The sequence below is a fragment of the Streptomyces sp. NPDC031445 genome (assembly GCF_055581365.1).
Map to the genome: position 1 here is coordinate 15,202 of NZ_JBVIJO010000018.1, position 21,217 is coordinate 36,418.

Genomic DNA, 21,217 nt, shown 5'->3' on the forward strand with positions numbered 1-21,217 from the left:
TGCTGGGGAGCGGACAGGGTCCCCGAGGAGGCCGGGAGGCGTGGCCTTTGATCGCCGTCAACCCGATGGACAGCGCCTCGGTGCTGGCCGCCTTCGGCGCGCTGGGTGTCCTGGCCGTGGTCTTCGCCGAGTCGGGTCTGCTGGTCGTCGGCTTCTTCCTGCCCGGGGACACGCTGCTGTTCCCGGCCGGCGTGCTGTGCGCGGGCAGCGCGCAGCAGCCGCCGCGGCTGGCGCTGTGGCAGGTGCTGGCGTGCGCGGCGATCGGAGCGGTGGCGGGCGGCCAGGTCGGCTACCTGATCGGACGGCACGGCGGCCGGGCGCTGCTCGCGCGCACGAGCAACGGGCGGGTGAAGGGCGCGGCGGCGCGGGCGGAACGGCTGCTGGCGCGCTACGGCTACGGCAAGGCGCTGGTGATCGGCCGGTTTGTGCCGCTGCTGCGGACGGTCCTGCACCCGGTGGCCGGGGCCCTGGGCGTGCCGGCGCGGACCTTCGCCCTCTGGCAGACGCTGGGCGGTGTGCTGTGGTCGCAGGCGCTGGTGCTCGCCGGGTACACCCTGGGCGCGTCCGTCCCGCACATCGACGACTATCTGCTGCCGCTGGTCGCCGTGGTCGTCGTCCTGTCGCTGCTCCCGCTGCTGCCGGCGGCCCTCCGCGCCCGCCGGGACCGGCGCGACTCCGCACGCTGAACGCGCCGCGGCTCACCCGCCGTGCACCCGTCCCCGGACGCCGTCCCGGACGGCACGGGCGTGCCCTTCCGAGGGGCCCGCCGGGCACGCGGCGGGGTCACAGCCCGCCCAGGAGCCCCGGGTCAGCGGGGCCGAGCTGCCGGGCGAAGCCGGCTGACACGCCCACGACTTCGCGGAGCGCCACGGCCCGTCGGCTGGTGGCGGCGAGATCCTCGTGCGCCTCCTTGGACCACAGGGACGGGACGACACTGACGCCCTGGGACAGTTCCGGGCCGCCGGCTCCTCCCGCCGGGCCGGCCGGCGCGGCCCCGCGTAGAACCTCTCCGGCCCGCCGCCCAGCCGCCGGCCGAGCCACGCCGAGTGGCCCTGCCGAGCGCCTCCCACTCCAGGGTGCCGGGCGCGAAGCAGGTCATCCGCCCCGAAGCGCCGGGGCGGCCGCTGCCTTACAAGTGTCCATTGAGGCGGAAGACACCGCCGAGCACTTCATGGCCGACGACGAGCCCGGCCGCCGGGTGCCGGTGGGGGTCCGGCTCCCCGGGGAAGCCGTTGACCCGGCCGAGGCTCGGCAGCCCACCGCCGGCGCGGCCCGCGCCGTACACCCGCAGCCAGCCGTCGTCCAGGACGAGCCCGCCGCAGTGCAGGGTCAGCGCGCCGAGCACCGGCCTCGTCGTCCTCTGCGTCCGGAGGAGGCAGCGGCGGCCCTCGGCGGGATCGGCGGGCAGCACGCGGACGGGTACGGCACTGCCGGCGAACGCCTGCTCAAGCTTCGGCCACGTCGGACAGCTCGTCGATCTCTCGCATCCGCGGATGAGCGCAGCAGCGTCCGGCCGCCCTCGGCCCTCCCCGCGCGCCGTGTCGCTCCGCCGCCCTCACGCCCCTGCCGCTCGCCGCTTACCCCTTGCCGCTCTGACGCCCCTTGCCGTTCTCGCGGCGCTTCCGGTTCGGCCGGTGCGGTCGGTGCACCGTCTCCAGCTCCCCCACCGCCGCCCGTACATGCGCGGGATCGCCCGGCAGGCCGCCGCCCGCGCAGCTCCAGGCCGGGCGGCCGGACTCCTTCGCCAGGTGCATCCCGAGGCCGTGGAGCGTGCAGACCGGCCACACCTGCCACAGGCACCCCGTGATCGTGTCCTGGGCGGCCTCGGCGATGTCCCACAGCGCCCGGTCCGTGGAGCCGGCCGGCCGCAGGGAGTTGCCGTGCGCGTTGCCGTCGGCCAGTGCGACGTAGACCTGTTCGTCCTCGCCCGCGTCCGCCGCGTACGCGATGAGGCACAGCGGGCGCTGCCCGGGCAGGGTGGCCGCGAGGTCCCGGTTGACCGTCGCCAGTGTCTCGTCCCACAGCGGGTGTTCACCGGCGGGGACGAAGCGCGGCTCGGGCGGGCTCGGGAAGGAAGGGCGCATGCGCCCATGGTCCCGGTCGGCCCCTTGCGCGGACGCGGCGGGGCCAGGAGGCGTTCTGGACGGGTTCGTGGCCGTCCGTGAGACTGGAGCCGACGATCCGACGCCCCCGCTGTCCAGGACGGTGACATGGAAGAGGAGATCCCGCGCGTCGCGCTGACCCCGCAGGCCGCGGAGCTGGTGCGTCGTCTGCGCGCCGAGCACGGTCCGTTGATGTTCCACCAGTCCGGCGGCTGCTGTGACGGCAGCGCCCCCATGTGCTACCCGGACGGTGAGTTCCGTACCGGCGGCTCGGACGTGCTGCTGGCCGAGCTGGCGGTGGACGGCGTGCCGGAACCCGTCACGTTCTGGATGTCGCGCAGCCAGTACCAGGCGTGGAGCCACACCCGGCTGATCGTGGACGTCGTGCCGGGACGAGGCAGCGGCTTCTCCCTGGAAGCACCCGAGGGGGTGCGTTTTCTCACCCGTTCTCGCGTCGTCGACGCCTAGTCGGCCCGCCGGTCCGCCCGCGTCTGGTCCACTGCCCCTGCACTGAGGACAGTTGACGAGACATCAGGGGGCACGGTGACGGGACCTCGCAGGCGTTCGGCGGCGGGCAGAGCGGTTCTCACGGTTGTCACGGCGTTCGGTGTGCTCGCCGGCGCCGCCCTGGCGGGGGCGGCGCCGGCCGGTGCCGCGCCGGCGGGCAGGCGGCTCGCGCCGGGCGTCACCTACCGGCAGTTCGACATCGACGGGGCGGCGGGGAAGGCCCGCGCGCACCTGCTCACGGTGGACCTGGCCGATCCGCACGTCCACGTCGGCCTGCTGTACCCGGGCGCGGTGGCGGCGCGGGCCACCGTGTCCCGGATGGCGGACTCGGCGGGCGCGGTCGCCGGCGTGAACGGCGACTTCTTCGACATCACCGAGACGCAGCACCCGGGCGTGCCGGCCACGGGCGCGGCCGTCGGGCCGGCCGTGGCCGGCGGACAGGCGCTCAAGGCGGCGGTGCCCAAGGGCCAGCGGTTCGGACCCGCGCTGCCCCCGGGCACGACCACCCGGGACGTGTTCGGCGTGGGCACCGACCGGCGGGCCCGCCTGGACCGCCTCTCCCTTGCCGGTTCGGTCGGCACACCGGACGGGCAGGTGCCGCTGAAGGGCCTCAACCAGTACGCGCTGCCGGTGGATTCGGTCGGCGCCTTCACCGCGCGCTGGGGCAGCGCCTCCCGGCTGCGGGCCGTGTGCGGCACGGACACCCGGCGTGCGGCACCGTGCAGCGACGACACGTACGAGGTGAAGGTGCGCGGGGGCCGGGTGGTCTCCGCCACCGGCGCCCCGGGAAGCGGCGCGATCCCGGCGGACACCACGGTCCTGCTCGGGCGCGAGGAGGGCGCGCGGCGGCTGCGCAAGCTGTCGGTCGGTGACCCGGTGGACGTGACGCACACGCTGGTGGCGTCCTCGTCCGGGGTGCCGTACGCGTTCGCGATCGGCGGCTTCCCGGTCCTGCGCGACGGCGTCCCGCTGTCCGGCCTGGACGACGGCACCTCGGCGGTGCGGACGGCCGTCGGGTACAAGGGCGGCGGACGGCAGATGCTGCTGCTGGCGCTGGACGGCTCGGCGGGCTACCGCAGCGGGCTGACCGTCGCCGAGGAGGCGGAGACCATGCGTTCGCTCGGGGCCACCGCCGCGTTCAACCTCGACGGCGGCGGCTCGACGGAGCTGGTCGCCCGCGACACGGGCGGCACCGCCGTGACGGTGCGCAACCACCCGAGCGGCGGCGCCGAACGCCCGGTGCCCAACGGCATCGGCGTCTTCTCCGACTGAGCCCGGTGCACCACCGGCCGCGGCCGCCGCGGCTCAGGGCCGCAGGCTGCCCACCAGCTCGGCGGTCGCGGTGAGCCCGCTCTGGATGGTGGGCGCCATGCTGGTGCAGGCCAGGTAGAAGCCGAGCAGCAGGCAGACCAGGGCGTGGGAGATCTTCAGCGAGCAATTCCGGATGAAGATCACGGCCAGGAACAGAAGCAGCAGCACCACAGAGATGGAAATGACCACCGGGAACCCTCCTCCGCCACGCCCCATGTGCGGCGTTCGGCCGCAAGTGTGGCGTAGCGGAGGGTTCGTCCGGGCTGCTGACGTGTCCTCCGATCGTGTGGTCTTACGCGGAGGGGTGGGCGTCGAGGAAGGTCTCCAGGCCGGCGAGGTCGTCGGTGTTGAGGTAGTCGACCCCGGCCGCGAGCAGTTCCGTCCACAGCGCGTCCCGGGCGGGGCCCGCGGTGTCCGGGGTGGCCCAGAACCGGACCCGCTGCCCGCGCGCGTGGGCGGCGCCGGTGATGCTCCGCAGCTTGTGCCGCTCGGCGTCCGGGAACGTCCCGGCGCCCGTCCAGGTGAAGTTCTGCGTCCAGTTGTCGCTGACCAGGGAGACGAAGGAGGCCGGGGCGGGGCCGCCGAGGTCGGCGAGGCGGCCGTCGTAGAAGGCGCGGCGCTCGGTCTGCGCCTCCATCGGGGTACGGGCCGCCCGGTCGCCGGAGACGACCGCGGTGACCGGGCCGGGGTGGACGCGGCCGTGCGCGTAGCGGGTGAACAGGTGCGGGTAGCGGCGCAGGTGGCGGTCGAGTTCGAGGTAGGTGGCGGAGCCCTCGGTCTTGATGTCGACGAGGAGCTGGAGCGGCCGGCGCGCACCCCGGTAGACGTGGCCGTGGTTGGCCTCGACCCGGGCGGCGAGCGGTTCCAGGTAGAGGGATTCGAGGGTGCGGGACGGGTCGAGGTCGGATGCCTCGTGGCCGACGAGGAGCTGGTCGCCGACGAGGAAGATGTCGGCTTCGACGCTGCCGAAGCGGTGGTCGAGGGCGTCGGACAGGGGCCGGGGGTGCTCGTAGTCGTTGTGGGCGTGGGCGTGCCACAGCGGGCGCGGGTGGCGCCTGCGGTCACCGGCCAGCGCGTGGCCGGCGGGCAGGGCGAGGGTGCCCGCGAGGGCGGCGCCGAGGGTGGTGAGGGCTCTGCGACGGGTGGTGAGGGCCATGCACTGCCTCCCTGGGGGTGATGGGGACCGGGGAGAGTATGCGTGCGCCTGTCGCCGAAGGGGCCCCCTCGCACGGGGAGTTGGCGCTCTGTTCACTTCGCCGGTGGGCGTGCGCGGAAAAGCCCGCCCCGGGTGGGGCGGGCTTCACCAGGGGTGCGTCAGGGCGCCTGGAGGTCGACCAGCGCGGCCAGCGCCTCCCGGTGGGCGCCCGCCGTGCCGTAGGCGATCGAGTCCGCCTTGGCCCGCTTGAGATACAGGTGGACCGGGTGCTCCCAGGTCATCCCGATCCCGCCGTGGAGCTGCAACGCCTCCTCGGTGACGCGGACGGCGGCGGTCGCCGCGTACGCCTGCGCGACGGCGGCCCTGACCTCCACGTCCTCGCCGGTGGCGAGCGCGTCGGCGGCGGCGCGGGCGGCGGCCCGCAGGTGCACGACCTCGAGCCACAGCTGGGCGAGCCGGTGCTTGAGCGCCTGGAACCCGCCGACCGGCCGGTTGAACTGCTTGCGCTCCTTCAGGTACCGGACGGTCTGTGTCAACGCCCAGTCGGTGACTCCGAGTTGCTCGGAGGCGAGCAGTCCGGCGGCGGCCCGCAGGGCACGGCGTACGGCGGGCTCGGCGGCGCCGATCCGGCGGCCGGGAGCACCCTCCAGCCGTACGCTCGCGAGGGGGCGGGTCAGGTCCAGGGAGACCTGCGGGGTGATGGTGACGGCGTCGGCGGCGACCGCGTACAGGCCGCCGTCGTCGGCCGGGACGAGCAGGACGTCGGCGACGGCCGCGTCCGCGATCCCCGTCAGCTCGCCGTGCAGGATGCCGTCCTGCGCGCGTACGGCGGTGACGCCGGCGCCCGGGGCCGTGTGCAGGCCGACCGCGAGGGCGCCGATGGTGCGCCCCGAGGCCAGCTGTCCCAGCAGCTCGGCGTCGTCGCAGGCGAGCAGGGTCTCGGTGGCCACGACCGCGCTGGTGAGGTACGGCACGGGGGCCACCGCCCGCCCCAGCTCCTCCAGCACGACGGCGGCCTCGCGCGCGGAGGCGCCCTGGCCGCCCCGCTCCTCGGGCACCAGGAGGCCGGCCAGGCCCATGCCGTCGGCGAGCAGCTTCCACAGGGCGCGGTCGTGCGGGGCGTCCGACTCGGTGCGGCTGATCACGTCGGCCGGTGCGCAGTGGTCCGTGAGCAGGTCGCGGACGGCGGCCCGCAGCGCCTCTTCCTCCTCGGAGTACAGCAGGTCGGTCATCGGGCGAGGTCCTTCCAGGCGACGTCCTTGTCGGTGCGCGGCTCGGCGGGCAGGCCCAGGACGCGCTCGGCGACGATGTTCAGCAGGACCTCGCTGGTCCCGCCCTCGATGCTGTTGCCCTTGGAGCGCAGGTAGCGGTAGCCGGCGTCCCGGCCGGTGAAGTCGACCAGCTCGGGGCGGCGCATGGTCCAGTCGTCGTACAGCAGGCCCTCCTCGCCGCGCAGTTCGACCTCCAGGCCGCTGATCTCCTGGTTGAGGCGGGCGAAGGCGAGCTTCATGCCGGCGCCCTCGGGGCCGGGCTGGCCGGCGACGAGCTGCTGGCGCAGGCGTTCGCCGGTGAACCGGGCCACCTCGGCCTCGACCCACAGCCTCAGCAGGCGCTGGTGCAGGTCGTGGGTGCGCAGTTCGGGGCGTTCGCGCCAGGTCTTCGCGACCGGGCCGATCATGCCGCCCTCGCGGGGCAGCGCCATGCCGCCGATGGCGACGCGTTCGTTGTTCAGCGTGGTCTGGGCGACCCGCCAGCCGTCGCCGGCCTCGCCCAGGCGGCGGTCGTCGGGGATGCGGACGCCGGTGAGGAAGACCTCGTTGAACTCGGCCTCGCCGGTGATCTGGCGCAGCGGCCGGACCTCGACGCCCGGGTCGGTCATGTCGCAGACGAAGTAGGTGATGCCCTGGTGCTTGGGCACGTCCGGGTCGGTGCGGGCGATGAGGATGGCCCAGCGGGCGAGGTGCGCGCTGGACGTCCACACCTTCTGCCCGTTGACCACCCAGCCATCGTCCTCACGGACCGCCCGGGTGCCGAGCGCGGCGAGGTCCGAGCCGGCGCCGGGCTCGCTGAACAGCTGGCACCAGACCTCCTCGCCGGTCCACAGGGGGCGCAGGTAGCGCCGCTTCTGCTCCTCCGTGCCGTACTTCAGGATCGTCGGCGCGGCCATGCCGAGGCCGATGCCGATGCGCCGCGGGTCGTTGTCGGGGGCGCCGGCCGCCGCGAGTTCGGCGTCCACGACGCCCTGGAGGGTGCGCGGGGCGCCCAGTCCGCCGAGGCCCTGGGGGTAGTGCACCCAGGCGAGGCCGGCGTCGAAGCGGGCCCGGAGGAAGTCCAGGCGGCCGGTGGTCGCGGGCGGGTGCTGCGCGAGCAGTTCCCGGGTACGGCGGCGCAGTTCATCGGCGTCGGTCATGCGACGGCTCCGTTCTCCAGCACGACGGCGATCCGGCCCGTGGTCACCCCGTCGGCGACGCGCTGCACGGCACCGGCCGCCTCGGCGAGCGGCACGCGCTCGCTGACCAGCGGCTTGATCGCACCCCGGGCGGCCAGCTCGGTCAGTTCCTCGTGGCAGCGCCGGACCAGCTTCGGGTCCTTGGTGTTGTACAGGCCCCAGTGCAGGCCGACGATCGAGTAGTTCTTCACCAGGGCGTGGTTGAGGGCGGGGCTCGGGATGGTGCCGCTCGCGAAGCCGACGACGACGATCCGGCCCTCGAAGGCGACCAGCTTGGCGGACTGGGTGTAGGCCTCGCCGCCGACGGGGTCGTAGACCACGTCGGCGCCCCGGCCGCCGGTGGCCTCCTTCACGGCGGCGACGACGTCCTCGGAACGCCGGTCGACCACCACGTCGCAGCCGAGCCGCCGGGCGACGGCGGCCTTGTCCGCGCCGCCCACGACACCGATCACCGTGGCGCCGGCCGCCTTGCCCAGCTGGACGGCGGCGCTGCCCACGCCCCCGGCGGCGGCGTGCACCAGCAGGGTCTCCCCGGCTTCCAGGCGGGCGCGGCGGTGCAGGCCGAACCAGCCGGTCTGGTAGCCGATGTGCAGGGCGGCCGCCTCGGCGTCGTCGAGCGACCCGGGCGCGGGGAGCAGGGCGCGGGCGTCGGCGAGGGCGTACTCGGCGAAGCCGCCGTGGGGCAGCGCGGGGTTGGCGATCACCCGGCGGCCGTCCTCGGTCTCGCCGCAGATCTCCACACCGGGCGTGAAGGGCAGCGGCGGACGCACCTGGTACTGGCCGCGGCACAGCAGCGCGTCCGGGAAGTTGACGTTGGCGGCGCGCACCCGCAGCAGCACCTGGCCGTCGCCGGGCGTGGGCCGCTCGACGTCGTGGAGGTGCATCACCTCGCTCGGCTCGCCGTTCTCGTGCACTTGCCATGCCTGCATGCGGGGCCTCCACGGGACTGCTTCGTCTGACCGGGTCCGACGGCATACTAAGCGGTCGCTTGCCGATCAGGGAACAGTCGCGTGGGTCACGTGCGGGCGGGCCGCGCCCGTACGTGCATCCGCTCCCCCTGCGGCCCGAACAGACTCAGGAACTCCACGGGCCCCTCCCCCGTCGACCCGAACCAGTGCGGCACCCGTGTGTCGAACTCGGCCGCTTCGCCCGCGGACAGCACGACGTCGTGCTCGCCGAGGACCAGGCGGAGCCGGCCCGACAGGACGTAGAGCCACTCGTAGCCCTCGTGGGTCCGCGGGTCGGGCTCCTGGCGGCGGCGGGGTTCGAGGACCTTGAACGCCTGGAGGCCGCCGGGCTGGCGGGTCAGCGGCCAGTGCGTGCGCCCGCCCCGGACGATCGGCTTGGACCGCACCCGCGGGTCCCCCACCGGCGGCGCCCCGACCAGTTCGTCCAGCGGCACCTGGTGGGCCTGGGCGATCGGCAGCAGCAGTTCGAGGCTGGGCTTGCGCAGGCCCGACTCCAGCCGGGAGAGGGTGCTCACGCAGATGCCGGTGGCCTCGGACAGCGCGGCCAGGGTCACCTCGCGCTCCTTGCGGATGCGGCGCAGCCGGGGACCCACTCCCGCCAGTACGTCGTCTGTACTCATGACCCCTATTGCAGAAACGGCAAACCTGTTTGTCAATCCCGCGGCCGTCGGGCGACCGTCGCCCCATGACCGAGAACAACGCGTACGAAGTCGTCATCGTCGGCGGCGGGGCCGCCGGCCTGTCCGCCGCGCTGGTGCTGGGCCGGTCCCGGCGCCGCACGCTGGTCGTCGACGCGGGCGAGCCGCGCAACGCGCCGTCCGCGCACATGCAGGGGTATCTGTCCCGGGACGGCATGTCCCCGGCGGAGTTCCTGGCCGTCGGGCGCGAGGAGATCGCCCGGTACGGGGTGGAGCTGGTGCGGGACCGGGTGGTGGACGTGACCCGGGAGGGGGACTTCGCCGCCGTCCTCGCCGGCGGCCGGACCGTGCGGGCCCGGCACCTGGTGATCGCGACCGGCCTGACGGACGAGCTGCCGCCGGTCCCGGGGCTCGCCGAGCGGTTCGGCCGGGACGTGGTCCACTGCCCGTACTGCCACGGCTGGGAGGTGCGCGACCTGCCGACCGGCGTCCTCGCCACCTCACCGCTCAGCGTGCACCAGGCGCTCATGGTCACCCAGTGGTCCAAGGACGTACGGCTCTTCCTGCACGAGGTGGACGAGGCGGAGCTGACGGACCAGGACCTGCGCCGGCTGGCCACCGCCGGGGTCACGGTCGTACCCGGCGAGGTGGCCGAAGTGGTGGTCACCGGGGACCGCCTCACCGGCGTCCGCCTGGTGGACGGGACGGTCCACGACCGGGAGGTCCTGTACGCAGCCCCGCGCGCCGTGCCCCACAACGACCTGCTGATCAGGCTGGGCGCCGAGCTGCGCGAGACCCCGTTCGGCAGCTATCCGGTGACCGACGAGCGGGGCCTGACGACCGTGCCCGGCCTGTGGGCGGCGGGCAACGCGAGCGGCTTCGCGGAGCAGGTGATCAACGCGGCGAGCAGGGGTTACCGGGCGGGGGCGGCGATCAACGGGGAGCTCCTGACGGCCGGCCTGGACGCAGCCGTCTGAAGGGGCGCCGGGGCCGGGCGTGCGGCCACCGCCGTGCGGGGCCGGTCGGTCCCGCACGCGCCCGCACGGAACGCGACCGCGCACCCGGCGATGCGCTGAGGCACGATGACTGCATGCTGCTGACCCGGTTGGCCCAGGTGTCCCGGGAGGTCGCCGCGACAGCGGCGCGGTCCCGGAAGATCGCGCTGCTCGCGGAGCTGTTCCGGGACGCGGAGGCGGACGACGTGCCGGTCGTCATCCCGTACCTCGCGGGACGCCTGCCGCAGGGGCGCCTCGGGGTCGGCTGGAAGGTGCTGGGCCGCCCCGTCCCGCCCGCCGCCGAGCCCTCCCTCACCGTCCGGGAGGTCGACGCCCGGCTCACCGCACTGGGCAAGGTGTCCGGGCCCGGCTCCCAGGCCGAGCGGACGCGGATCGTCGGGGAGCTGATGGGGGCGGCCACCGAGGAGGAGCAGCGCTTCCTGCGCGGTCTGCTCACCGGCGAGGTGCGCCAGGGCGCGCTGGACGCGGTCGCGGTGGAGGGGCTGGCCCGGGCGACCGGCGCGGACCCGGCGGACGTGCGGCGGGCCGTGATGCTGGCGGGGTCGTTGCAGACGGTGGCGCAGGCCCTGCTCGGCGAGGGACCCGGATCGCTCGACCGCTTCCGGCTCACGGTCGGCCGGCCCGTGCTGCCGATGCTGGCGCACAGCGCGTCCTCGGTCGCGGAGGCGGTGGAGAAGCTGGGCGCGTGCGCGGTGGAGGAGAAACTGGACGGCATCCGGGTCCAGGTCCACCGGGAGGGCGACACGGTCCGGATCCACACCCGCACCCTGGACGACATCACCGGCCGGCTGCCCGAAGTGACGGCCGCCGCGATGGAGTTGCCGGGCGAGCGGTTCATCCTGGACGGCGAGGTGATCTCCTTCGACGCGGCGGGGCGGCCGCGGTCCTTCCAGGAGACGGCGGGCCGGGTCGGCTCGCGCACGGACGTGGCGACGGCGGCCGAGGAGACCCCGGTCTCCCCCGTCTTCTTCGACGCCCTCTCGGTCGACGGCCGGGACCTGCTCGACCTGCCCTTCACCGAGCGGCACGCGGAGCTGGCCCGGCTGGTGCCGGAGCCGATGCGGGTCCGGCGCACGGTGGCGTCGGGCCCCCGGGACATCCCGGAGGCGGAACGGTTCCTCGCCGACACCCTGGCCCGCGGCCACGAGGGCGTGGTGGTCAAGGCGCTCGACGCGCCCTACAGCGCGGGCCGGCGCGGCGCCGCCTGGCTGAAGGTCAAGCCCGTGCACACCCTCGACCTGGTGGTGCTGGCCGCCGAGTGGGGTCACGGCCGGCGCACCGGCAAGCTCTCCAACCTCCACCTCGGCGCCCGCACCCCGGACGGCGGCTTCGCCATGCTCGGCAAGACCTTCAAGGGCATGACCGACGCCATGCTCGCCTGGCAGACCGAGCGGCTGCGGGAACTGGCGGTCGAGGACGACGGCTGGGTGGTCCGGGTCCGCCCCGAACTCGTCGTGGAGATCGCCTACGACGGCCTCCAGCGCTCCACCCGCTACCCGGCCGGCGTCACCCTGCGCTTCGCCCGCGTGATCCGCTACCGCGAGGACAAGCGCCCCGAGGAGGCCGATACCGTGGAGGCCCTGCTGGCAGCCCACCCGGAGGTCTCGCCGTGACGGTACGGACGACGAAGCGCAGCGCGGGACTGCTGTTGTTCCGGCACACAGACCAGGGGCTGGAGGTATTGCTCGGCCATATGGGCGGACCGCTCTGGGCGAAGAAGGACGCGGGCGCCTGGACCGTGCCGAAGGGCGAGTACGACCCGGCGGAGCCGGCCTGGGAGGCGGCCCGGCGCGAGTTCCGGGAGGAGCTGGGGGTGGCGCCGCCCGACGGGGAGGCCGTACCGCTGGGCGAGGTGGTGCAGCGCAACGGCAAGATCGTCACGGCCTGGGCGGTGGCGGCGGACCTGGACCCGGAGACGGTCACCCCGGGGACCTTCACGATGGAGTGGCCGCCGCGGTCGGGGCGGAGGCAGGAGTTCCCGGAGCTGGACCGGGTGGCGTGGTTCCGTGTGGACCGGGCGCGTGAGGTGATCGTCACGGCGCAGGCCGCGTTTCTCGACCGGCTGGCGGAGCACTCGGGCTAGCGGGAACCCCTCGCGGCGACGGGGAAGAGCGCCCGGGGGGCCTGTCGCGTTGCGGCTTGCGGGGCCGCGCGCGAAGGTCGAGACAAGCCCGCTCCCAGGGAGGTCAGCCATGCCCATCGCGACGGTGAACCCGGCGAACGGCGAGACGCTCAAGACGTACGAGCCCATGGACGAGGACGAGCTGGAGCGCCGGCTCGAACTCGCCGAGGCCACCTTCCGCACGTACCGGACGACCTCCTTCGCCGATCGCGCCCGACTGCTGAACAAGGCCGCCGACCTGCTGGAGGAGGACCAGCGGGAGATCGGCCGGATCATGACCACCGAGATGGGCAAGCCGGTCAAGCAGGCCCGCGCGGAGGCCGCGAAGTGCGCCAAGGCGATGCGCTGGTACGCGGAGCGCGCCGAGGGGCTGCTGGCGGACGAGGAACCGGCCGAGTCGGACGTGACGGACTCCGGCGCCTCCCGGGTCCGGGTCCGCTACCGGCCGCTCGGCCCGGTCCTCGCGGTGATGCCCTGGAACTTCCCCCTGTGGCAGGTCGTCCGGTTCGCGGCGCCCGCCCTCATGGCGGGCAACGTGGGCCTGCTCAAGCACGCCTCCAACGTCCCGCAGACGGCGCTGTACCTGGAGGACCTGTTCCACCGGGCGGGCTTCCCCGCGGGCTGCTTCCAGACGCTGCTGATCGGCTCGGCGGCGGTGGACGACATCCTGCGCGACGAGCGCGTGAAGGCGGCCACCCTGACCGGCAGCGAACCCGCCGGCCGGGCGGTCGCCTCCACCGCCGGGGAGATGATCAAGAAGACGGTGCTGGAGCTCGGCGGCAGCGATCCCTACATCGTGATGCCCTCCGCCGACCTGGACCGCGCGGCCGCGGTCGCGGTGACCGCGCGCGTGCAGAACAACGGGCAGTCCTGCATCGCCGCCAAGCGGTTCATCGTGCACAGCGACGTCTACGACGCGTTCGCCGAGAAGTTCGTCGCGGGCATGGAGGCCCTCACGATCGGCGACCCGCTGGCGGAGGACACCGAGATCGGGCCGCTCGCCAGCGAGCAGGGCAGGAACGACCTGGAGGAGCTCGTCGACGACGCGAGGCGCAGCGGGGCCGAGGTGCTGTGCGGCGGGCAGCGGCCGGACGGGCCCGGCTGGTACTACCCGCCGACCGTCCTCACCGGCATCACCCGGGAGATGCGCATCCACCGCGAGGAGGCGTTCGGGCCGGTGGCCACGCTGTACCGGGCGGACGACCTGGACGAGGCGGTGCTGATCGCCAACGACTCGGCGTTCGGCCTGAGTTCGAACGTGTGGACGCGGGACGAGACGGAGGTGGAGCGGTTCGCGCGCGACCTGGAGGCCGGCTCCGTGTACGTCAACGGGATGACCGCCTCGCACCCGGCGTTCCCGTTCGGCGGAGTGAAGCGGTCGGGGTACGGGCGTGAGCTGTCCGGGCACGGAATCCGGGAGTTCTGCAACATCACCACGGTTTGGCAGGGTGCGTGAGCGCCGCGCGGCTACCATCCCGATTGTGAACCGCGAAGTGACCCTGCCTCTGATCGTCGACGACCGCGGGACCTTGCAGGTGGCCGCGGTGGACGTGAGTAAGTTGTTGCGGACCGTCGGCGCGCGGTGGCTGCATCTTGTCGAGGCCGGGGAGCAGGGGCTGGACGAGGACACGGTCGCCGCGCTGACCATCGAGCTGGCCAAGCTGGCGGACCGCATCGACGTGGCGTGCATCGCCCACAGCAGCGGGGCGCCCTGACAGCCGTACACACGCTCGTACGCACCCGCACGCGCCGTCGTCACCGCCGCGGCCGCACCGGTCGCCACAGCCACGCCGGTGACCTCGGCCGCGCCCGTCGTCCCGGCCGAGCGCACTCCCGCGGCCGTGCCCCGGGCACCGGGGCGCCGGCAGCCCCGGCGGCCGTCCGGAGCCGCCCTCCGGCCGTAACGGCCGTAACGGCGTTTTCCCTCGTCCGGCGGCATGAATGGCCCTGCGCGCCTGACCCCGGGTCCCCGATTCGGAGTAACCCAGCGCGAGATCGTCGTCCTCCCGGGTGACGGTGGGTGAAGCACCCACAGAGGTGAACCCACCTTCTGGCCGGTGGGCGAAGGCCCCCGGAGAGCGGAAAGCAGGGACGGTTCATGGCGACTTTGTGCAAGCCCTCGGTGTCGGTCCCGGAGCACGTGATCACGATGGAGGAGACGCTCGAGCTGGCGCGTTCGCGCCACGCGGACCACCCCCAACTGCCACTGGCCCTGAGGCTGATCGAGAACACCGGCGTCAAGACACGGCACATCGTGCAGCCCATCGAGGAGACCCTGAAGCACCCGGGCTTCGAGGAGCGCAACAAGCTCTACGAGGCCGAGGCCAAGGCCCGCGTCCCCGCCGTGATCCAGCAGGCGCTGGACGACGCGGAGGTGCTCACCAGCGACATCGACGTGATCATCTACGTGTCGTGCACGGGCTTCATGATGCCCTCGCTCACGGCCTGGCTGATCAACGAGATGGACTTCGACAGCACCACCCGTCAGCTCCCCATCGCCCAGCTGGGCTGCGCGGCCGGCGGAGCGGCCATCAACCGGGCGCACGACTTCTGCTCGGCCTATCCGAACGCCAACGCGCTCATCGTGGCCTGCGAGTTCTGCTCGCTGTGCTACCAGCCCACCGACCTCGGCGTCGGCTCGCTGCTCTCCAACGGGCTGTTCGGCGACGGCATCGCCGCCGCCGTGGTGCGTGGGCAGGGCGGCACGGGCGTCCGTCTGGAGCGCAACGGCTCCTACCTGATCCCGAAGACCGAGGACTGGATCGCCTACGACGTCCGGGCCACCGGCTTCCACTTCCTGCTGGACAAGCGGGTGCCGGCGACCATGGAGCCGCTCGCCCCGGCGCTCAAGGACCTGGCAGGCGACCACGGCTGGAACGCGTCCGACCTGGACTTCTACATCATCCACGCGGGCGGTCCCCGAATACTCGACGACCTGAGCAAGTTCCTGGAGGTCGAGCCGCACGCCTTCCGGTTCAGCCGGTCCACGCTCACCGAGTACGGCAACATCGCCAGCGCCGTCGTCCTGGACGCGCTGCGCAGGCTCTTCGACGAGGGCGGCGCCCAGGACCGGGCACGCGGCCTGCTCGCCGGCTTCGGTCCCGGTATCACCGCCGAGATGTCCGTGGGCCGCTGGGTCACCGGGGACGGCGACGCGTGATGATCGAGGAGGCGACGCGCACCGGCGTCGAGGCCATGCCCCCGGTCCGGCACTGGCCGGCGCTCGACCTCACGGGCACGGACTTCGACCCGGTGCTGGCCGAGCTGATGGCGGAGGGCCCGGTCACCCGCGTCCAGCTGCCCAACGGCGAGGGCTGGGCCTGGCTGGTCACCCGGTACGACGACGTACGGATGGTGGCCAACGACCCCCGCTTCAGCCGGGAGGCCGTCGTCGACAAGCCGGTCACCCGGCTCGCCCCGCACTTCATCCCCGAACCGGGCGCGGTCGGCTTCCTCGACCCGCCGGACCACACCCGGCTGCGCCGCTCGGTCGCCGCCGCCTTCACGGCCAGGGGCGTGGAGCGGGTCCGCGAGCGGGCGCGCGGCATGCTGGACGAGCTGGTCGACGACCTGCTCGCGGCCGGCCCGCCCGCGGACCTCACGGCGGCGGTCCTCGGCCCGTTCCCGATCGCGGTGATCTGCGAGCTGATGGGCGTGCCGGCCGGCGACCGGCACGACATGCACACCTGGACGCAGCTGATCCTGTCCGCCGCGCACGGCAAGGAGGTCAGCGAGCGGGCCAAGCGGGAGATGAGCGACTACTTCGCCGACCTGATCGGGCTGCGCGAGAACAGCGCGGGCGAGGACGTCGCCTCGCTGCTCGGTGCCGCCGTGGGCCGCCGCGAGATCACCCTGGACCAGGCCGTGGGCCTCGCCGTGCTCCTCCAGATCGGCGGCGAGGCGGTCACCGCCAACAGCGGGCAGATGTTCCACCTGCTGCTGACCCGCCCCGGTCTGGCGGCGCGACTGCGCGCGGACCCGGCGATCCGCCCCCGGGCGATCGACGAACTCCTGCGCTACATCCCGCACCGCAACGCGGTCGGCCTGTCCCGGATCGCCCTGGAGGACGTGGAGATCGCGGGCGTCCGCATCCGCGCGGGCGATCCGGTGTACGTCTCCTACCTGGCCGCCAACCGGGACCCGGACGTCTTTCCCGCGCCGGACACCGTCGACTTCTCCCGCCGTCCGAACCCGCATGTGGCGTTCGGTTTCGGCCCGCACTACTGCCCGGGCGGCATGCTCGCCCGGCTGGAGGAGGAACTGCTGATGAACGCCCTGCTGGACCGGGTACCGGGCCTCAGACTGGCCGTGGCGCCGAATCAGGTCCCCTTCCTGAAGGGGGCCCTGATCCGGGGGCCCGAGTGCCTGCCGGTGACCTGGTGAGGTCGCCATGACAGAGACCGAGGGACTGTACGTGCCACCGGGCCACGGCCGGGTCGTCGAGACACCGGCCCAGCGGGTGACCTTCAAGGTCACCGGCCTGCACTCGCGCATGGCCTCCACCTTCGAGGTGGAGGTCCCGCCCGGCTTCGACGTGGGCGCCCATGTGCACACGCGCAGCGAGGAGTTGTTCTACATCCTCGAAGGGGAACTGGACGTGCTCGCCTTCGAGCCGCGCGTGCGCACCCCCGACAACTGGCGGAAGTGGGAGTCGTCCTCGGGCAGCCGGGTGGTCCGGGCGACACCGGGCACGGTCATCGTCGTACCGCCCGGCTGCCCGCATGCGTTCGCGAATCCGACGGAGACGCCGGCGAAGATGTTCTTCCAGGCCGCTCCCCCGCCGGACCACGAGCGCTATTTCGAGGAGCTGCTGGACATCCTCGGCAACGGCGGTCCTCCGGACCAGGAGGCCATCGAGGCGTTGCGTGCCAAGTACGACATCGAGCAGCTCACACCACTCAGGCACCGGTGAGGCGCCGGTGAACGCTAGCGGATGGGCATCCCCGACAGGGTTCGCGCGATGACCAGCCGCTGGATCTCGCTCGTGCCCTCGAAGATGGTGTAGATGGCCGCGTCCCGGTGCATCCGCTCGACCGGGTACTCGCGGGTGTAGCCGTTGCCGCCGAGGATCTGGATCGCCTGGGCCGTCACCTTCTTGGCGGTCTCGCTGGCGAACAGTTTCGACATGGAGCCCTCGGCGGCGGTGAACGGCTTGCCGTTGACCGCCATCCAGGAGGCGCGCCACACCAGCAGGCGGGCGGCGTCGATCTGGGTGCGCATGTCCGCCAGCTGGAAGGCCACGCCCTGGTTGTCGATGATCGGGCGGCCGAACTGCTCACGGGTCGTGGCGTAGTCGAGGGCGACCTCGTAGGCGGCCCGGGCGGTGCCCACCGCCATGGCGCCGACCGCCGGGCGGGACGCCTCGAACGTGGCCATGGCGGCGTTTTTCAAGCGCTCGCCCCCCTTCTTCGCCTTCTCCCGGGCGCGGGCGAGGCGCTCGTCCAGCTTCTCCTTGCCGCCGAGCAGGCAGGACCCGGGCACCCGGACGTTGTCGAGGATGACCTCGGCGGTGTGGGAGGCGCGGATGCCGTGCTTCTTGAACTTCTGCCCCTGGGAGAGTCCGGGCGTGCCCGGCGGGACGATGAAGGAGGCGTGGCCCTTGGAGCCCAGCTCCGGGTCGACGACGGCGACGACGACGTGGACGTTGGCGATGCCGCCGTTGGTCGCCCAGGTCTTCGTGCCGTTGATCACCCACTCGTCCTTGGTCTCGTCGTACACGGCGCGCGTGCGCATGGAGGCGACGTCGGAGCCGGCGTCGGGCTCGGAGGAGCAGAACGCCGCGAGTTTGACGTCGTTCTGGTCGCCGTACATCTGGGGTATCCAGGTGCCGATCTGCTCCTCGGTCCCGTTGGCGAGTACGCCCACGGCGGCCAGGCCGGTGCCCACAATGGACAGGGCGATGCCCGCGTCGCCCCAGAACAGCTCCTCCATGGCCATCGGGATGCCGAGACCGGTGGAGTCGAAGTACTGCTGCGCGTAGAAGTCGAGGGAGTAGATGCCGACCTTCGCGGCCTCCTGGATGACCGGCCAGGGAGTCTCCTCGCGCTCGTCCCACTCCGCCGCCGCGGGACGGATCACGTCCGCGGCGAAGCCATGGAGCCAGTCGCGTACTTCCTTCTGCTCCTCGTTCAGCTCCATGGTGAACTCGGCCATGTCCCCTCCAGCGGCGGTGCGATGTTACTTACGGTAACACGAGTGTGTTACTGATCGGTAGGAAAAGTCAACCGCCGATGACGCCTCGGCTGCCCGTTCAATGCCGGGGACCCGGTCAGTGTTAGTTTGCGCAGGCGTCACCGAATTCAGCACGGGTGGGGAGAGCACATGGACACCACGCAGCGGACCGATCAGCAGCGGACCGCCGACCGCCGACGGCGCGAGCTGCTGGAGGCCGCCGACCGGGTGGTGCTGCGCGACGGCCCGCAGGCGTCGATGAACGCGATCGCGGCGGAAGCGGGTATCACGAAGCCGATCCTTTACCGGCACTTCGGCGACAAGGGCGGTCTTTACGCGGCCTTGGCCAAGCGGCACACCGACGCGTTGCTGGCATCGCTGCGGGCGGCGCTGGACGCGCCGGTCGACCGGCGCGAGCGGGTCGAGTCCACCCTGGACACCTATCTCGCCGCGATCGAGGCGCGGCCCCAGGTGTACCGGTTCCTCATGCACCCGGCGGAGGGCAGCACCGGCGGCGACCAGGGCTTCGACGTCGGCAAGCACTCGGCTCCGCTGCTGCGGCGGATGGGCGAGGAACTGGCCCAGGTCATCGAGGAGCGGGTGGACCTCGGACCGGAGAGCCAGCGGCTGGCGCGGGTGTGGGGGCACGGGATCGTCGGGATGATGCACGCCGCCGGCGACTGGTGGCTGGGGGAACGGCCCTGCTCCCGCGCCGAGTTGGTGCGGTCACTCGCCGACCTGCTGTGGGGACGCCTGGCGGCGGCCGGCGACAGGGTGGGGGGCCCGGGGTTCTGAACGGCCCCCGCACCCCTCAGGCCCGTGCGCCCGCCCGGTTCCAGGAGGCTCTGGAGACCTGCCTCAGCAGCCTCCGCTTGCGCCACCCCGTGACGTGGTCCGCGTACACACGGCCCTCCAGGTGGTCGCACTCGTGTTGCAAGCATCTGGCAAAGAAGCCGGTGCCGTGGACGGTGACCGGATCGCCGGTCAGCGTGAAGCCCTCGACCACCGCGTGGTCGTAGCGCTCGGTTCCCGCCTCCAGACCCGGCAGGGACAGGCAGCCCTCGGGACCCCGGACCACCACACCGTCGGCCTCCACCAGCCGGGGGTTCACCACGTGCCCCAGGTGACGCACGTCCTCGTCATCCGGACAGTCATAGACGAACACCCGCAAGCCGGCCCCGATCTGATTCGCGGCCAGGCCCACTCCCTGCGCCGCGTACATCGTGGCGAACAGGTCCTCCACGAGGGCGGCGAGGCCGGGACCGAAGTCGGTGACGTCCCGGCAGGGCTCGCGCAGGACGGCGTCGCCGAGCAGGGTGAGGGGCCGGACGCGCCCGTGGACGCCCGGAATGGAACCGTGTCGCATGGCGGCAAGGGTACGGTTCGTATCGCTCATGCCCGCCGCCCGAGGTCCGGGCCGGGATTCGGGTGTGGGAATGGATCTCGATAGGCTGAGGTTCACACCACGTTGCCGGATGGCCCCAGGCGCGGCGCGTACGCAAGGAGGATCGAGAACTGATGGCAGGCAACTCGGACCCGCTCACGCCGCGGGCCAAGCTGGCCGTGACCGCGGGCAAGGCGGTAGCTGCGGCGTCCCGCGCCGCGGGGCGCGGCAGCGGATCGGTGATCGGCGGCCGGGTCGCACTGAGGCTCGACCCCGACCTGCTCGCCCGGCTCGCCCAGAACCTGGACGTCGTCCTGGTGTCGGCGACCAACGGCAAGACCACGACCACCCGGCTCATCGCCGAGGCGCTGCGTGCCGCGGGTCCGGTCGTGTCGAACGCGCTGGGCGCCAACATGCCGGCCGGCATCACCTCCGCGCTGGCGGGCGGTTCGGACGCCAAGTTCGGTGTCATCGAGGTCGACGAGAAGTACCTGGCCGGTGTGGCCCGGGACACCAGCCCGAAGTGCATCGCCCTGCTCAACCTCTCCCGTGACCAGCTCGACCGCGCCGCCGAGACCCGGATGCTCGCCGAGAACTGGCGGGAGGGCCTGGCCGGCTCCAAGGCCGTCATCGTCGCCAACTGCGACGACCCGCTGGTGGTGTGGGCCGCGTCCTCGTCCCCGAACGTGATCTGGGTCGCGGCCGGCCAGATGTGGAAGGACGACGCCTGGTCCTGCCCGTCGTGCGGTGGCGTGATGCAGCGCCCGGGCGACGACTGGTTCTGCGGTGAGTGCGGGTTCCGGCGGCCTACGCCGACCTGGGCGCTGTCCGGGGACCACGTGCTGGACCCGCACGGGTCCGCCTGGCCGATCCACCTCCAGCTGCCGGGCCGTGCCAACAAGGCGAACGCGGCCTCCTCCGCGGCCGTCGCCGCCGTCTTCGGGGTGCCGCCGCAGGTCGCCCTGGAGCGGATGTACCAGGTGCAGGCGGTGGCCGGCCGGTACGACGTCGTCCAGTTCCAGAACCGCGACCTCAGGCTGCTGCTGGCCAAGAACCCGGCCGGCTGGCTGGAGACGTTCTCCCTGATCGACCCGCCGCCCGCCCCGGTGATCCTGTCCGTGAACGCGCGCGGTGCCGACGGCACCGACACCTCCTGGCTGTGGGACGTCGACTACACCCGGCTGACCGGACACCCGATCTTCGTGATCGGTGACCGGAAGCTGGACCTCGCCGTCCGCCTGGAGGTCGCCAACCAGCACTTCCAGGTCTGCGACAACCTCGACCAGGCCGTGCAGATGTGCCCGCCGGGCCGGATCGAGGTCATCGCGAACTACACCGCGTTCCAGGACCTGCGCCGCCGCGTCGGCAACTGATCTTCTGATCCTCGAAGGGC

Annotated in this window: 23 protein-coding genes; 13 read left to right on the forward strand and 10 right to left on the reverse strand. The window is 73.1% G+C overall.

Annotation, left to right across the window (positions count from 1 at the left end):
- Nucleotides 1–47 precede the first annotated feature (47 nt).
- Entirely contained in the window at nt 48–686 is a 639-nt protein-coding gene (locus ACZ5DC_RS35725; RefSeq protein ID WP_468659841.1) for a DedA family protein, read from the forward strand.
- A 443-nt stretch (nt 687–1,129) separates the two neighbouring features.
- Here ACZ5DC_RS35725 and ACZ5DC_RS35730 read toward each other — a convergent pair whose 3' ends face one another.
- Both ACZ5DC_RS35730 and ACZ5DC_RS35735 read right to left on the reverse strand, forming a co-directional pair.
- Entirely contained in the window at nt 1,130–1,411 is a 282-nt protein-coding gene (locus ACZ5DC_RS35730) for a DUF2625 family protein (protein WP_468659843.1), read from the reverse strand.
- Nucleotides 1,412–1,577: 166 nt separating this feature from the next.
- A complete protein-coding gene (locus ACZ5DC_RS35735; RefSeq protein ID WP_468659845.1) occupies nt 1,578–2,084 on the reverse strand; it encodes a hypothetical protein in 507 nt (168 codons plus the stop codon).
- A gap of 126 nt (nt 2,085–2,210) precedes the next feature.
- On the opposite strand from ACZ5DC_RS35735, the gene ACZ5DC_RS35740 reads away from it, so the two are divergent.
- Together ACZ5DC_RS35740 and ACZ5DC_RS35745 are read left to right on the forward strand one after the other, a co-directional pair.
- A complete protein-coding gene (locus ACZ5DC_RS35740) occupies nt 2,211–2,570 on the forward strand; it encodes a DUF779 domain-containing protein (protein ID WP_189889987.1) in 360 nt (119 codons plus the stop codon).
- 141 nt (nt 2,571–2,711) lie between these two features.
- On the forward strand, nt 2,712–3,881 hold the full coding sequence (locus tag ACZ5DC_RS35745; RefSeq protein ID WP_468659847.1) for a phosphodiester glycosidase family protein: 1,170 nt from the start codon (nt 2,712–2,714) through the stop codon (nt 3,879–3,881).
- A 33-nt stretch (nt 3,882–3,914) separates the two neighbouring features.
- Here the strand turns inward: ACZ5DC_RS35745 and ACZ5DC_RS35750 are convergent, their stop codons facing one another.
- The 6 genes from ACZ5DC_RS35750 to ACZ5DC_RS35775 form a co-directional block, all read right to left on the reverse strand.
- Nucleotides 3,915–4,109, reverse strand: coding sequence for a hypothetical protein (locus ACZ5DC_RS35750; RefSeq protein ID WP_366751656.1), 195 nt, complete (start codon nt 4,107–4,109; stop codon nt 3,915–3,917).
- A 103-nt stretch (nt 4,110–4,212) separates the two neighbouring features.
- Nucleotides 4,213–5,076, reverse strand: a complete 864-nt coding sequence (locus ACZ5DC_RS35755) for a phosphatidylinositol-specific phospholipase C/glycerophosphodiester phosphodiesterase family protein (RefSeq protein WP_468659849.1) — start codon at nt 5,074–5,076, stop codon at nt 4,213–4,215.
- Nucleotides 5,077–5,234: 158 nt separating this feature from the next.
- The gene (locus tag ACZ5DC_RS35760) at nt 5,235–6,308 is read right to left on the reverse strand and encodes an acyl-CoA dehydrogenase family protein (protein ID WP_468659851.1); all 1,074 of its coding nucleotides are present in this window, start codon (nt 6,306–6,308) and stop codon (nt 5,235–5,237) included.
- Nucleotides 6,305–7,486, reverse strand: a complete 1,182-nt coding sequence (locus ACZ5DC_RS35765) for an acyl-CoA dehydrogenase family protein (RefSeq protein ID WP_468659853.1) — start codon at nt 7,484–7,486, stop codon at nt 6,305–6,307. The genes ACZ5DC_RS35760 and ACZ5DC_RS35765 overlap by 4 nt, the downstream gene beginning before the upstream one ends.
- A complete protein-coding gene (locus ACZ5DC_RS35770; RefSeq protein WP_468659855.1) occupies nt 7,483–8,454 on the reverse strand; it encodes an NADPH:quinone oxidoreductase family protein in 972 nt (323 codons plus the stop codon). Before ACZ5DC_RS35770 ends, ACZ5DC_RS35765 begins: the two co-directional genes overlap by 4 nt.
- 86 nt (nt 8,455–8,540) lie before the next feature.
- Complete coding sequence (locus tag ACZ5DC_RS35775) at nt 8,541–9,113, reverse strand: helix-turn-helix domain-containing protein (RefSeq protein WP_468659857.1); 573 nt, start codon at nt 9,111–9,113, stop codon at nt 8,541–8,543.
- Nucleotides 9,114–9,178: 65 nt separating this feature from the next.
- On the opposite strand from ACZ5DC_RS35775, the gene ACZ5DC_RS35780 reads away from it, so the two are divergent.
- The 8 genes from ACZ5DC_RS35780 (at nt 9,179) to ACZ5DC_RS35815 (ending at nt 17,181) form a co-directional block, all read left to right on the forward strand.
- Nucleotides 9,179–10,108 carry an NAD(P)/FAD-dependent oxidoreductase gene (locus tag ACZ5DC_RS35780; RefSeq protein WP_468659859.1) on the forward strand — a complete coding sequence of 310 codons (930 nt, stop codon included), beginning with the start codon at nt 9,179–9,181 and terminating at the stop codon, nt 10,106–10,108.
- Between the two features lie 113 nt (nt 10,109–10,221).
- Entirely contained in the window at nt 10,222–11,760 is a 1,539-nt protein-coding gene (locus ACZ5DC_RS35785) for an ATP-dependent DNA ligase (protein WP_468659861.1), read from the forward strand.
- A complete protein-coding gene (locus ACZ5DC_RS35790; RefSeq protein ID WP_468659863.1) occupies nt 11,757–12,230 on the forward strand; it encodes an NUDIX hydrolase in 474 nt (157 codons plus the stop codon). Before ACZ5DC_RS35785 ends, ACZ5DC_RS35790 begins: the two co-directional genes overlap by 4 nt.
- A gap of 109 nt (nt 12,231–12,339) precedes the next feature.
- The gene (locus tag ACZ5DC_RS35795; protein WP_366751665.1) at nt 12,340–13,725 is read left to right on the forward strand and encodes an NADP-dependent succinic semialdehyde dehydrogenase; all 1,386 of its coding nucleotides are present in this window, start codon (nt 12,340–12,342) and stop codon (nt 13,723–13,725) included.
- Between the two features lie 25 nt (nt 13,726–13,750).
- The gene (locus ACZ5DC_RS35800) at nt 13,751–13,984 is read left to right on the forward strand and encodes a DUF6213 family protein (protein WP_030655224.1); all 234 of its coding nucleotides are present in this window, start codon (nt 13,751–13,753) and stop codon (nt 13,982–13,984) included.
- 383 nt (nt 13,985–14,367) lie between these two features.
- Complete coding sequence (locus ACZ5DC_RS35805; RefSeq protein ID WP_468659866.1) at nt 14,368–15,429, forward strand: type III polyketide synthase; 1,062 nt, start codon at nt 14,368–14,370, stop codon at nt 15,427–15,429.
- Complete coding sequence (locus ACZ5DC_RS35810; protein ID WP_468660038.1) at nt 15,429–16,652, forward strand: cytochrome P450; 1,224 nt, start codon at nt 15,429–15,431, stop codon at nt 16,650–16,652. The genes ACZ5DC_RS35805 and ACZ5DC_RS35810 overlap by 1 nt, the downstream gene beginning before the upstream one ends.
- A 7-nt stretch (nt 16,653–16,659) precedes the next feature.
- Nucleotides 16,660–17,181 carry a cupin domain-containing protein gene (locus tag ACZ5DC_RS35815; RefSeq protein WP_014671261.1) on the forward strand — a complete coding sequence of 174 codons (522 nt, stop codon included), beginning with the start codon at nt 16,660–16,662 and terminating at the stop codon, nt 17,179–17,181.
- 14 nt (nt 17,182–17,195) lie between these two features.
- Here ACZ5DC_RS35815 and ACZ5DC_RS35820 read toward each other — a convergent pair whose 3' ends face one another.
- Nucleotides 17,196–18,422: an acyl-CoA dehydrogenase family protein gene (locus ACZ5DC_RS35820; protein ID WP_468659868.1), complete on the reverse strand. Its 1,227-nt coding sequence runs from the start codon at nt 18,420–18,422 to the stop codon at nt 17,196–17,198.
- 168 nt (nt 18,423–18,590) lie between these two features.
- On the opposite strand from ACZ5DC_RS35820, the gene ACZ5DC_RS35825 reads away from it, so the two are divergent.
- Nucleotides 18,591–19,235, forward strand: coding sequence for a TetR/AcrR family transcriptional regulator (locus ACZ5DC_RS35825; RefSeq protein WP_468659870.1), 645 nt, complete (start codon nt 18,591–18,593; stop codon nt 19,233–19,235).
- A gap of 16 nt (nt 19,236–19,251) precedes the next feature.
- On the opposite strand, the gene def is transcribed toward ACZ5DC_RS35825, so the two are convergent.
- Nucleotides 19,252–19,806: a peptide deformylase gene (gene def, locus ACZ5DC_RS35830; protein WP_468659872.1), complete on the reverse strand. Its 555-nt coding sequence runs from the start codon at nt 19,804–19,806 to the stop codon at nt 19,252–19,254.
- Between the two features lie 152 nt (nt 19,807–19,958).
- Here def and ACZ5DC_RS35835 point away from each other — a divergent pair, with 152 nt between their 5' ends.
- On the forward strand, nt 19,959–21,197 hold the full coding sequence (locus tag ACZ5DC_RS35835) for a MurT ligase domain-containing protein (RefSeq protein WP_366751671.1): 1,239 nt from the start codon (nt 19,959–19,961) through the stop codon (nt 21,195–21,197).
- Nucleotides 21,198–21,217: the final 20 nt, after the last annotated feature.

What these genes read in the sequence shown, in the direction of transcription:
- ACZ5DC_RS35775 (WP_468659857.1), bottom strand. Translation starts at nt 9,113, where the DNA reads ATGAGTACAGACGACGTACTGGCGGGAGTGGGTCCCCGGCTGCGCCGC.
- ACZ5DC_RS35810 (WP_468660038.1), top strand. Translation starts at nt 15,429, where the DNA reads ATGATCGAGGAGGCGACGCGCACCGGCGTCGAGGCCATGCCCCCGGTC.
- ACZ5DC_RS35780 (WP_468659859.1), top strand. Translation starts at nt 9,179, where the DNA reads ATGACCGAGAACAACGCGTACGAAGTCGTCATCGTCGGCGGCGGGGCC.
- ACZ5DC_RS35785 (WP_468659861.1), top strand. Translation starts at nt 10,222, where the DNA reads ATGCTGCTGACCCGGTTGGCCCAGGTGTCCCGGGAGGTCGCCGCGACA.
- ACZ5DC_RS35740 (WP_189889987.1), top strand. Translation starts at nt 2,211, where the DNA reads ATGGAAGAGGAGATCCCGCGCGTCGCGCTGACCCCGCAGGCCGCGGAG.
- ACZ5DC_RS35805 (WP_468659866.1), top strand. Translation starts at nt 14,368, where the DNA reads ATGGCGACTTTGTGCAAGCCCTCGGTGTCGGTCCCGGAGCACGTGATC.
- def (WP_468659872.1), bottom strand. Translation starts at nt 19,806, where the DNA reads ATGCGACACGGTTCCATTCCGGGCGTCCACGGGCGCGTCCGGCCCCTC.
- ACZ5DC_RS35835 (WP_366751671.1), top strand. Translation starts at nt 19,959, where the DNA reads ATGGCAGGCAACTCGGACCCGCTCACGCCGCGGGCCAAGCTGGCCGTG.
- ACZ5DC_RS35815 (WP_014671261.1), top strand. Translation starts at nt 16,660, where the DNA reads ATGACAGAGACCGAGGGACTGTACGTGCCACCGGGCCACGGCCGGGTC.
- ACZ5DC_RS35770 (WP_468659855.1), bottom strand. Translation starts at nt 8,454, where the DNA reads ATGCAGGCATGGCAAGTGCACGAGAACGGCGAGCCGAGCGAGGTGATG.
- ACZ5DC_RS35735 (WP_468659845.1), bottom strand. Translation starts at nt 2,084, where the DNA reads ATGCGCCCTTCCTTCCCGAGCCCGCCCGAGCCGCGCTTCGTCCCCGCC.
- ACZ5DC_RS35755 (WP_468659849.1), bottom strand. Translation starts at nt 5,076, where the DNA reads ATGGCCCTCACCACCCGTCGCAGAGCCCTCACCACCCTCGGCGCCGCC.
- ACZ5DC_RS35765 (WP_468659853.1), bottom strand. Translation starts at nt 7,486, where the DNA reads ATGACCGACGCCGATGAACTGCGCCGCCGTACCCGGGAACTGCTCGCG.
- ACZ5DC_RS35820 (WP_468659868.1), bottom strand. Translation starts at nt 18,422, where the DNA reads ATGGCCGAGTTCACCATGGAGCTGAACGAGGAGCAGAAGGAAGTACGC.
- ACZ5DC_RS35825 (WP_468659870.1), top strand. Translation starts at nt 18,591, where the DNA reads ATGGACACCACGCAGCGGACCGATCAGCAGCGGACCGCCGACCGCCGA.
- ACZ5DC_RS35760 (WP_468659851.1), bottom strand. Translation starts at nt 6,308, where the DNA reads ATGACCGACCTGCTGTACTCCGAGGAGGAAGAGGCGCTGCGGGCCGCC.
- ACZ5DC_RS35795 (WP_366751665.1), top strand. Translation starts at nt 12,340, where the DNA reads ATGCCCATCGCGACGGTGAACCCGGCGAACGGCGAGACGCTCAAGACG.